This is a genomic window from Streptosporangium sp. NPDC020145 (assembly GCF_040631275.1).
Taxonomy (GTDB): Bacteria; Actinomycetota; Actinomycetes; order Streptosporangiales; family Streptosporangiaceae; genus Streptosporangium.
On sequence record NZ_JBEXZT010000020.1, the window covers coordinates 78988 to 88661 of the forward strand.

Consider the following 9674-nt stretch of genomic DNA (forward strand, 5'->3'; position numbering starts at 1 on the left):
GTCAAAATCATTGACTAAATTTCGGCGGCGAGGTGACCACACGCCGGGTCCAGGTGCTCCCTCCGGCGGGGTGACCGGGCTTCAGCGAGTCGGCTGAAGAGAGGCCGAAGGGGTTCGCGGGATCAGGAAGGCGCAACAGGCCGTCGCCAGGGCCACCGCGGGAGGGACGAGGAAACCGGCGTGGAAGTTGTCGATCACCATGGCCGTGAGCGCGCCGCCGAGGGCGTAGCCGCCCAGGAGGAACGAGGTGGTCCAGGCGATCCCCTCGGAGAGCCGTGAGGCGGGCACGAGCTGTTCGACCAGGGTGAAACTCGCGATCGTGGCGGGCGCGGCGGCGAACGCCAGCAGCGTCACGGCCACGCCGACCAGGACGACCGCCCCCGAGGGGACGGCCGCCGCGAGGGGCAGGGTGGCGCTGAGGGCGGCCGTCGCCAGGGCGGCGAGCCGTACGAGGCGGCGGGGCGGGAGACCTACGGCGCCGACGAACAGCGCGGCCAGGACCGAGGCGCCCGCGACGGCCCCGAGCACCAGGCCGCTCAGCCCGCGCACGCCCTGTTCCGAGCAGAACGCGACGACCGTGAAGTTGACGCTCCCGGAGAGGAGACCGAGCCCGGCCGTGGTGAGGCAGACCGGGCCGAGCCGCACCACACCCAGCGGCTCGCGAGTCCTCTGACCCGGGGGCCTGCGCGGTGGTTCCGTACGGCGTTGCGCCGCGAACAGCACCGTCCCGGCGAAGCCGCAGCCGATCGCCAGGACGAGCCCGGCCAGCGGGGAGAAGGCGTCGGCCAGGAGGGCGGCCAGTGGCGGGCCGACGACCGCGCAGAGATCCTCGACCAGCGACTCCAGGGCGTAGGCGGCACGAAGCTCGGGCCGGTCCCTGAGCAACGCGCTCCACCTGGCCCGCGCGTAGGCGCCGACCAGCGGGGAGGTGGCGCCGCCCGCCGCCGCGCACAGTTGCGGGAACGGAGAGGGCAGATCCGAGGTGATCGAGAGCACCATCGCGCCCTTGGCGACCAGGTTGACCAGGGTGAGCGACAGCAGTACGGCCCGCTGCCCGAGCCGGTCGACCAGCCGCGCCTGGAAGGGGCTGACGACGGCGGCGAGGAAGACGTAGGCGGCGGTGACCTGCCCGGCCAGCGTGTACGACCCCCGCTCGGCGGACAGCAGCAGGAGCAGGCTCAGCCCCATCATCGAGGCCGGCATCCTGGCCAGCAGCCCCGCCCCGCAGAAGGCGAGCGCTCCGGGCAGGGCCAGGATCGAACGGTACGGCGCCGGCAAAGGCCCTCCCGTTTCATATGGATCTTCGATCCTACGTAGGAACGGGCCTTCCGGTCCGAAGCCGGATCACGGATTCGGGGCGGGGTGACGGTCTAGGGAGTGGGGGTCAGGTCCTGTTTCGACGTCCGGTGTCGTGGTCGCTGAGCGGGTGAGGTCTCCAGCAGCCGTTGACCAACCAAGGGCGATCAGCACCGAAGCCCGCGCCATCCGAGGAAAGCCGGCCCGAACCGGTTGAGGTTATCGGCCCCAGGCGTGAAGAGCGTCGGCTTGGACGCCTGAGGACCGAAGACCGCGTCATCCGAAGAAGTCGGCCCGACCTCATCGTCGGTGAAGGGGTTGGGGTTACCGGCCCCAAGTGTGAGGAGTGTCGGCTTGGGCGCGTCGGTGCTTGGACTGAGGAACGCAGGAGCGAAGCGACGGAGTGACGAGGGAAAGCGCCGACGCGGGGCGCCCAAGCCCGCGACGCCGCCAGGCGGAGCAAAGAGGTACGCCTTGTGCTTTCCCGGCGCCAAGTGTGAGGAGTGTCGGCTTGGGCGCGTCGGTGTCTGGACTGAGGAACGCAGGAGCGAAGCGACGGAGTGACGAGGGAAGACACCGACTCGAAGGCGCCCAAGCCCGCGACGCCGAAGGCGTCGCAAAAGAGACACTGCTTAGAAAGGCGCCGACATCTGGTCCAGAACCTGTTCCATGACCTCCTGGAGGGGGCGGGGTTCCTGTTCGTCGGTCCACAGGTGGGTGGCGATGCGCAGGGCGACGAGGAACCCGGCCGCCAGGACGCGGGGCCGTACGGTGTCGGTCGAGCCGTCGCGGTCGGTGATGGCCTGGACCAGGTCACGTTCCAGGGCGGCGTGGTTGGCCAACTGCCTGGCCAGCAGGGACGGGTGCTGTTTGGCGAGCCGGGCGCGCACCGCCCAGGCGACGTCGGGGTCGCCGAGTTCGCCGTAGAGGTCCCGTACGGCTCCGCGCAGCGCCTGCCAGGCGGGCTCCTCGGGGGGCCGGGAGCGGATCCGTTCGACGAGCAGCCTGATGCGCCGCTCGTCGCCGTACAGGAGGGCGTCCTCCTTGCCGGCGAAGTAGTTGGAGAAGGTCCGCCGGGAGATGTTGGCGGCGTCGGCGATGGCCTCGACGGTGACGTTGTCCAGGCCGTGTTCTGCGCACAGCCGGAGCGCGGCCTCGTGGACGGCCTGCCTGGTCTCGGCCTTCTTGCGTTCGCGCAGTCCCGCTGTGCTCTCCATGGCGCCAGTATCTCACCCTCCGGGAAAAGATGCCCAGTGCGCAAACTTTCCCAATGGGCATGTAAGGTGTCACGGTCATCCTGTTTCCACCGCTTTGGAGGTGTGTGCGTGGGCGCCCACACAGAGACCGCTCGCATGAGCCATCGTCAGATCCTGGAGGCGTTGAGCGGTCTGCTGCTCGTCCTGTTCGTGGCGATGATCAGCAGCACGATCGTGTCCGTGGCGCTTCCGCAGATCATCGGCGCGCTCAACGGCACCCAGTCGCAGTACACGTGGGTGGTCACCGCCTCGCTGCTCGCCTCGACGGCCTCGACACCGATCTGGGGCAAGCTCGCCGACCTGTTCAGCAAGAAGCTGCTGTTGCAGGTCTCCATCGTCATCTTCATGGTCAGCTCGCTGGCCTGCGGTTTCGCGCAGAACACCGCCCAGCTCATCGCCTTCCGCGCCGTCCAGGGCCTGGGCATGGGTGCCCTGCAGGTCCTGGTGCAGGTCATCATCGCCGCGATGATCAGCCCCAAGGAGCGTGGACGCTACAACGGCTACCTCGGCGGTGTCATGGCCGTCGCGACCGTCGCCGGACCGCTGCTCGGCGGCCTGATCGCCGACACCTCCTGGCTCGGCTGGCGCTGGTGCTTCTTCGTGGCGGTGCCGTTCACCGTGGTCGCCTTCGCGCTGCTGCACAAGACGCTGCGGGTGGTCACCGTGCGCCGTACGGACGTCAGGATCGACTATGTGGGCGCCACACTGATCGCCGCCGGGGTCAGTGTCCTGCTCATCTGGGTCACCTTCGTCGGAAACTCCTTCGAGTGGCTGTCCTGGCAGACCGCGGCCATGGCCGGGGGCGGTGCGCTGCTCCTGGTGCTGGCCACCTGGGTCGAGTCGCGGGTCGCCGAACCGGTCGTCCCGCTGCGGATCATCCGCCGCCGTACCCCGGCCCTGGCCATCCTGGCCAGCCTCGCGGTCGGCATGGCCATGTTCGGCGGCTCGGTCTTCCTCGGCCAGTACTTCCAGATCGGCCGTGGCTACAGCCCCACCGAGGCGGGTCTGCTCACGATCCCCATGATGCTCGGCGTGCTGGTCTCCTCGACCGTCTCCGGGCGCATGATCTCCAGGAGCGGCCGGGTGAAGCCGTACATCGTGACCGGCGCGATCGTGCTCACGGGCGGGTTCCTCGTGCTGTCCACGATGGACCACCAGACCTCGCTGCTGCTCATCGCCGGGGCCATGGTGCTGGTCGGCGCCGGGGTCGGCATGTCGATGCAGAACCTCGTGCTGGCCATCCAGAACACCGTCCCGCTGAGCGAACTCGGCGCGGCCAGCGGTGCGGTCACCTTCTTCCGTTCCCTCGGCGGCACCATCGGTGTCTCGGTCCTCGGCGCCGTCCTGGCCAACCAGGTCGCGACCGGCATCGCCGAGGGCCTGGCCAAGGCCGGGATCGGGGCCTCGGGTGCCGGGGGTGGGCGCAGCACCCTCAACATCCAGGCCCTGCCCGAGCCGATCAAGGAGGTCGTGCGGGCCGCGTACGGCGACGCCACCGGGCACATCTTCCTCATCTCGGCCGCCGTGGCCATGGTCGGCGTGGTCGCCGCGCTGTTCCTCAAGCCCATCAGGCTGCGGGACAGTGTGGACCTGCCCACGGACGTGAAGACGGGGGAGAAGGCCGCCACGGTCGGCTGAACGCGTGGGAGCCCGGCGGACGAACGAGTTCGCCGGGCTTTCGCGTGAAAACGGTTTCGGACACGGTCCGAATTAACGCGTGGAATACACGACGCCGACGGGCGATGAACATTTCTTCTCGGCACTCGGAATCATTGCGTGTCGTTTTATCGTGGTCACATACTGATGTTCGTTCTGGCGGAAAATCGCCCCTTGCGAGCGCGTCGTACGTGAACTGTCTCCACCCGCCGTCGTTCGATGTGGGAGGCAAGGTCGATGGCCAGACGATTACGTTGGGACCTCGGACCGGGCGAGGACGAGGAGCCGGTGGACGACGGGTCCGTCAACGGGGTGTACGTGATCGCCTGCGTCCTGCTGTGCGTCGGATGGGCTTTCACGACCATCCTGGGGGTGCGGGTGGGCGCGTCGAACCTCGACATGTATCTTCACGGCGGTCGGACCACCGCGACGGCGATGTCCACCAGAACCGTGAAGGCAGGGGAGAGCTACCAACTCACCAAGGTCAACTTCTTTGTGAAGGACGTCCGGCGTTTCGCCGAGATCCGGGGGAGTTACGCCGAGGGTGAGAAGGTCTCGATCGTCTATGACGCAGACGATCCGAGTGTGGTCAACAGGGAGTTCAGGCTCGTTTTCGACCTGCTGCTGCTCGGCGCGTTTTTCGTCATGACCCTCTACGCGGTTTTCGCGGGCCTTCGCCGGCTGTGGAAGAAGCGACGTCGGCCCGGGCTCGCGAAAAGCTGACCCGTCACCGGGTGGCGGTCGCCGAGTTCCTGCGGCCGAAGATCAACAGGAACGGGATCGTGCACAGCAGCGGCCCGGCGATCGCCAGGGGCCGCTCCAGCCACCAGATCAGCGTCGGCGGGATCTGACTGCCGGGCGGTGAGCCGGTCAGCCCCCAGAACACCCCGTTCAGGATCGCCATGCCGGTGGTGTGGAACAGGAACAGCTGCAGCGCGAACCGGTTGATCGTGGTGTTGACCCACCCCCAGCGAGGCCGTTCGAGCAGCCGTTCCATCGCGGGCCGCAGCACCTCGACCAGGCCGATCTGGAAGATCAGCAGGGCCACGATGACGAAGGTCGGCGGAGCCATGTTCGACAGCTTGTCGCCGGGAACCCCGACCATCGACCCCGGGTAGATGCCCGAGTAGACCAGGCCGACCAGGGCGAACAGCCCGGTCCACAGGGTCGCGACGTCCAGTCTGCGGGGCATCGCGACCATCCGGTCGTAGAAGAAGCCCGCCTGGTGGGCCAGACCCCACACGATCACCATGTTGAGCCAGCCGATGGCCTCAAGGCCGTACCGCAGCCGCAGCACGTCGACCACCAGCGCCGCGCCGCCGAGCCAGATGAGCACCAGTACGTCGAAGCGCCGGTGCAGCCACAGCATCACGGGCAGCAGGGCGACCAGCATCAGGTAGACGCCGATGAACCACAGCGGGCTCAGCACCAGGAGCACGGCCCGGCCGATCCACGGCACGTCGAAGATCAACCAGATGACCCCGCCGAAGGCGAGCCACGCGAAGGACAGCGCCAGCGCCGGGATCGCCAGGGCCCGGATGCGCCGCCACACGAAGGCGCCGATGCCGACCCCGCGTTCACAGGCGCGGTTCCACGACATCAGGTGGACGTATCCGCCCACGTAGAAGAAGAGCGGCAGCACCTGGAAGAGCCAGGTGAGGATCCACAACCCCGAGGTGAAACCGAGCGGGCTGGTCGGGGAGGGGCCGGCCGGCCCCCACTGCAGGATCGTGAACGCCCAGTGCCAGACCACGACGACGATCAGGCTGACCGCGCGGAGCCAGTCGATGTACTTGTCCCGCTTCGGGCCTCCGATGCGGGAAGCGGCGTCCACGCGCTCGCTCATGTCCCCCCTTCCGCGCTCCGGGTCACTTGTCGATGTCACCGACCACGAAGAACATCGACCCCAGGATGGCCACCATGTCGGAAACCAGATGTCCAGGCAACATCTCTCTCAGCACCTGGACGTTGTTGTAGGAGGCGGACCGGAGCTTCAGCCGCCAGGGGGTCTTCTCGCCACGAGAGACCAGATAGTAGCCGTTGATGCCGAGTGGATTCTCCGTCCAGGCGTAGACATGGCCCTCGGGGACCTTCAGCACCTTGGGCAGACGCTGGTTGATCGGCCCCCTCGGCAGGGACCGCAGCCGCTCCACACAGACGTCGGCCAGGTCGAGGGAGACGCGGACCTGTTCGAGCAGCACCTCGAAGCGGGCGTTGCAGTCTCCCGCGGAACGGGTCACGACCTTGACCGGCAGTTCGCCGTAGGCGAGGTAGGGGTCGTCCCTGCGCAGGTCGAGGCCGACGCCGGAGGCACGGGCGATGGGGCCGCTGACGCCGTACTGCATGATCGTCTCGCGGTCGAGCACCCCGACGCCGACCGTGCGGGCCAGGAAGATCTCGTTCCCGCTGATCAGGGCCTCGATGTCGGGCAGGCGGCGCCGTACGTCGGCGACGGCCAGGGTCACCCGGTCGAGCCAGCCGTACGGCAGGTCCTCCTTGAGGCCGCCGACCCGGTTGAACATGTAGTGCATCCGGCCGCCGGAGATCTCCTCCATCACGGCCTGGAGGGTCTCGCGCTCGCGGAAGGCGTAGAAGACGGGGGTGATCGCGCCCAGTTCGAGGGGGTAGGAGCCGAGGAACATCAGGTGGCTGAGCACCCGGTTCAGCTCGGCCATCAGGGTGCGCGCCCACACGGCCCTGACGGGGACCTCCATGCCGAGCATCCGCTCGACCGCGAGCACGACGCCCAGCTCGTTGGCGAACGCCGACAGCCAGTCGTGCCGGTTGGCCAGCACGATGATCTGCCGGTAGTCCCTGACCTCGAACAGCTTCTCCGCGCCCCGGTGCATGTAGCCGACGATCGGCTCGGCGGCGCTGATCCGTTCGCCGTCCAGCGTCAGGCGCAGGCGTAGCACGCCGTGGGTCGAGGGGTGCTGCGGGCCGATGTTCAGGACCATGTCCTCGGTGGCCAGCTCCTTGCCGGCCGCCGCCGCTCCCGCGACGGCGTCGGCTCCGGCCCCGATCCCCACGTTCACTTCCCGGGGCTCAGTCATAGGCCCCATGCTGTCACGTCAGCGGCGCGTGACGAGATCCCGCAGGGCCTCGACGAGACGGTCGACGTGCTCGGTGGTGCTGCCGACGCCGATGGAGGCGCGCACCGCGGAGGCGGTGACGTCGTCGCAGCCGCCGTCCTTGGCGCCGAGCAGGTGCCTGACGAAGGGGTGGGCGCAGAACTTGCCGTCCCGCACGCCGATGCCGTACTCGCCGGACAGCGTCTCGGCCACCTCACGGGCGGTGAAGCCGTCCACGACGAAGGAGACGATGCCGACGCGGGCGTGGTCGGGGCCCCACAGGGACAGCTCGTGCACACCCTCGATCCCGGCCAGACCGGTGCGCAGGCGGGCCAGCAGACGCTCCTCCTCGCGCACCAGCACGTCCCAGCCGGTCGCGCTCAGCGCGTCGCAGGCGGCGGCCAGCGCGATGGCGCCCAGCACGTTCGGCGTGCCCGCCTCGTGACGGGCCTCGGGGTCGTCGTGCCAGTCGGTCGTCTCGTCCTCGACGGCCCTGACGGCCCCGCCGCCCCGGAGGTACGGCTCGGCGACCGAGAGCCAGTCGGAGCGGCCGATCAGCGCGCCGGTGCCGAACGGGGCGTAGAGCTTGTGACCGGAGAAGACCACGTAGTCCAGGTCGAGCGCGGTCAGGTTGAGGCGGCGGTGCGGGACGAGCTGGGCGGCGTCGACCAGGACGCGGGCGCCGTGGCGGTGGGCGATGTGGGCCAGCGCGGCGATCGGCCACAGCTCGCCGGTCACGTTGGAGGCGGCGGTGACGACCAGCAGCTTGGGGCCGTCGATCGCGGCCAGCGCGTCGTCGGCGGCGCGGACGGCCTCACCGGGGAAGGCCGGGGCGGGCAGCCGTACGACGTCGGCCCAGGGCAGGAGCGAGGCGTGGTGCTCGGTCTCGAAGACCACCACGGTGGTCCCGGCGGGCAGGCTGCGGGCCAGCAGGTTGGTGGCGTCGGTGGTGTTCCTCGTGAAGATCACCGCGTCGTCGGGGCGGGCCCCGACGAAGGCCCGCACGGTGTGCCTGGCCTGCTCGTAGCGGGCGGTGGTCAGCTGGGAGGCGTATCCGGCGCCGCGGTGGACGCTGGAGTAGGCCGGGAGCGCGGCGGCGACGGCGGCGCTCACCGGCTCAAGACAGGGGGCGCTGGCGGCGTAGTCGAGGTTGGCGTACGGCACCAGCCTGCCGCCCTTGACGGGCACCTCAAGGTCGGCGCCGAGGACCGCGGGGATCGGCCGGTCGTCGGGGACACGGGTCGCCGGGACGGTCACGGTCTCGGCGGCGGCGGAGGTGAAGATCGTCAGTGTGGACACGCCAAAGCTCCTTGGAGGTCATCGGACCCCAAGCCATGGCCTTGGTGCTGGAGCCCGCGCTTGCCCGGCACACCTCGTGCCGGACCAGGTCCTCACCCGGGGCACCCCGCCGCGGACGCGAGGGTTGCCGGCCAGCTAGCCGGGGCTTGTCGCTGGCACTCATGACCTACGAACCGGACTATACCCACACAGAGGCGGTGCTTGGCAAGTCTGCGGGAAGGGGTCCGGAGGGCTGGAGTTTCGGCGGTGATCCTGAGGAACTTCCGGTTCTGTCCGATCGTCTGGAGCTGTGACCGTGAACGCCCGTCAGGTCACGCGCCGCGCGCGGGCGGCGCTCTCCCCACCGAAACTGGAGGACCCGATGGACTGGGTGGCCGACCCGGCGAGCTGGATAGGTCTGCTCACGCTGATCGCTCTGGAGATCGTGCTGGGCATCGACAACATCATCTTCATCTCGATCCTGGCGGGGAAACTCCCGCCGGAACAGCGTGACAACGCCCGCAGACTGGGCCTGCTCGCCGCCCTGGTCAGCCGCCTGGCGTTGCTGCTCGCCCTGTCCTGGGTGGTACGGCTCACCGCCCCGCTCTTTGAGATCTTCGGGCACGAGATATCAGGACGCGACCTGATCCTGATCCTCGGCGGGCTGTTCCTGCTGGTCAAGAGCGTTCACGAGATCCACGGCCACACCGAGAACGGCGAGGACCACTCCGGCGGCCGGAAGGCGGCGGCCTCCTTCGGCATGGTGATCCTGCAGATCATGGTGCTGGACATCGTCTTCTCCCTCGACTCGGTGATCACCGCGGTCGGCATGGTCGACGAGCTGGCCATCATGGTCATCGCGGTCATCGTCGCGGTCGTGGTGATGCTCTTCGCCTCGGGGCCGATCAGCCGTTTCGTGGACAAGCACCCGACGATCAAGATGCTGGCGCTGTCGTTCCTGGTGCTGATCGGCGTCGTGCTGCTCGCGGAGGGTTTCGGACAGCACATCTCCAAGGGCTACATCTACTTCGCGATGGCGTTCTCGCTGGTGGTCGAGCTGCTCAACATCCGGGCCCGCCGTCGTTCCCGGGCCGTCGAGAAGACTCCGGAGCCCTAG

8 protein-coding genes and 1 riboswitch are annotated in these 9674 nt (G+C 68.8%); of the genes, 3 read left to right on the forward strand and 5 right to left on the reverse strand.

Annotation, left to right across the window (positions count from 1 at the left end; genetic code table 11):
* Nucleotides 1–81 precede the first annotated feature (81 nt).
* Together ABZ463_RS29295 and ABZ463_RS29300 are read right to left on the reverse strand one after the other, a co-directional pair.
* A complete protein-coding gene (locus ABZ463_RS29295) occupies nt 82–1278 on the reverse strand; it encodes an MFS transporter (RefSeq protein WP_362781008.1) in 1197 nt (398 codons plus the stop codon).
* A gap of 650 nt (nt 1279–1928) precedes the next feature.
* Nucleotides 1929–2513 (reverse strand): TetR family transcriptional regulator, encoded by a 585-nt coding sequence (locus ABZ463_RS29300; RefSeq protein ID WP_352014124.1) that lies wholly within the window; start codon nt 2511–2513, stop codon nt 1929–1931.
* A gap of 135 nt (nt 2514–2648) precedes the next feature.
* Between ABZ463_RS29300 and ABZ463_RS29305 the strand changes: the two genes are divergently transcribed.
* Both ABZ463_RS29305 and ABZ463_RS29310 read left to right on the forward strand, forming a co-directional pair.
* Entirely contained in the window at nt 2649–4190 is a 1542-nt protein-coding gene (locus tag ABZ463_RS29305; RefSeq protein ID WP_362781011.1) for an MDR family MFS transporter, read from the forward strand.
* Between the two features lie 330 nt (nt 4191–4520).
* Nucleotides 4521–4931: a DUF3592 domain-containing protein gene (locus tag ABZ463_RS29310; RefSeq protein ID WP_362781014.1), complete on the forward strand. Its 411-nt coding sequence runs from the start codon at nt 4521–4523 to the stop codon at nt 4929–4931.
* Nucleotides 4932–4935: 4 nt separating this feature from the next.
* On the opposite strand, the gene ABZ463_RS29315 is transcribed toward ABZ463_RS29310, so the two are convergent.
* The 3 genes from ABZ463_RS29315 to ABZ463_RS29325 are packed head-to-tail and all read right to left on the reverse strand — an operon-like array spanning nt 4936 to nt 8536.
* Nucleotides 4936–6054 carry an acyltransferase gene (locus ABZ463_RS29315; protein ID WP_352014121.1) on the reverse strand — a complete coding sequence of 373 codons (1119 nt, stop codon included), beginning with the start codon at nt 6052–6054 and terminating at the stop codon, nt 4936–4938.
* A 22-nt stretch (nt 6055–6076) separates the two neighbouring features.
* Nucleotides 6077–7261, reverse strand: a complete 1185-nt coding sequence (locus tag ABZ463_RS29320) for an NADH-quinone oxidoreductase subunit D (protein WP_352014120.1) — start codon at nt 7259–7261, stop codon at nt 6077–6079.
* 18 nt (nt 7262–7279) lie between these two features.
* Entirely contained in the window at nt 7280–8536 is a 1257-nt protein-coding gene (locus ABZ463_RS29325) for an aminotransferase class V-fold PLP-dependent enzyme (RefSeq protein ID WP_362781098.1), read from the reverse strand.
* A 93-nt stretch (nt 8537–8629) separates the two neighbouring features.
* Nucleotides 8630–8745, reverse strand: a riboswitch (SAM riboswitch).
* Nucleotides 8746–8939: 194 nt separating this feature from the next.
* On the opposite strand from ABZ463_RS29325, the gene ABZ463_RS29330 reads away from it, so the two are divergent.
* Nucleotides 8940–9674, forward strand: coding sequence for a TerC family protein (locus ABZ463_RS29330; protein WP_352014155.1), 735 nt, complete (start codon nt 8940–8942; stop codon nt 9672–9674).

Excerpts from the sequence above, each read along its gene's own strand:
- ABZ463_RS29300 (WP_352014124.1), bottom strand. The coding sequence starts at position 2,513 with ATGGAGAGCACAGCGGGACTGCGCGAACGCAAGAAGGCCGAGACCAGG.
- ABZ463_RS29330 (WP_352014155.1), top strand. The coding sequence starts at position 8,940 with ATGGACTGGGTGGCCGACCCGGCGAGCTGGATAGGTCTGCTCACGCTG.
- ABZ463_RS29315 (WP_352014121.1), bottom strand. The coding sequence starts at position 6,054 with ATGAGCGAGCGCGTGGACGCCGCTTCCCGCATCGGAGGCCCGAAGCGG.
- ABZ463_RS29305 (WP_362781011.1), top strand. The coding sequence starts at position 2,649 with ATGAGCCATCGTCAGATCCTGGAGGCGTTGAGCGGTCTGCTGCTCGTC.
- ABZ463_RS29320 (WP_352014120.1), bottom strand. The coding sequence starts at position 7,261 with ATGACTGAGCCCCGGGAAGTGAACGTGGGGATCGGGGCCGGAGCCGAC.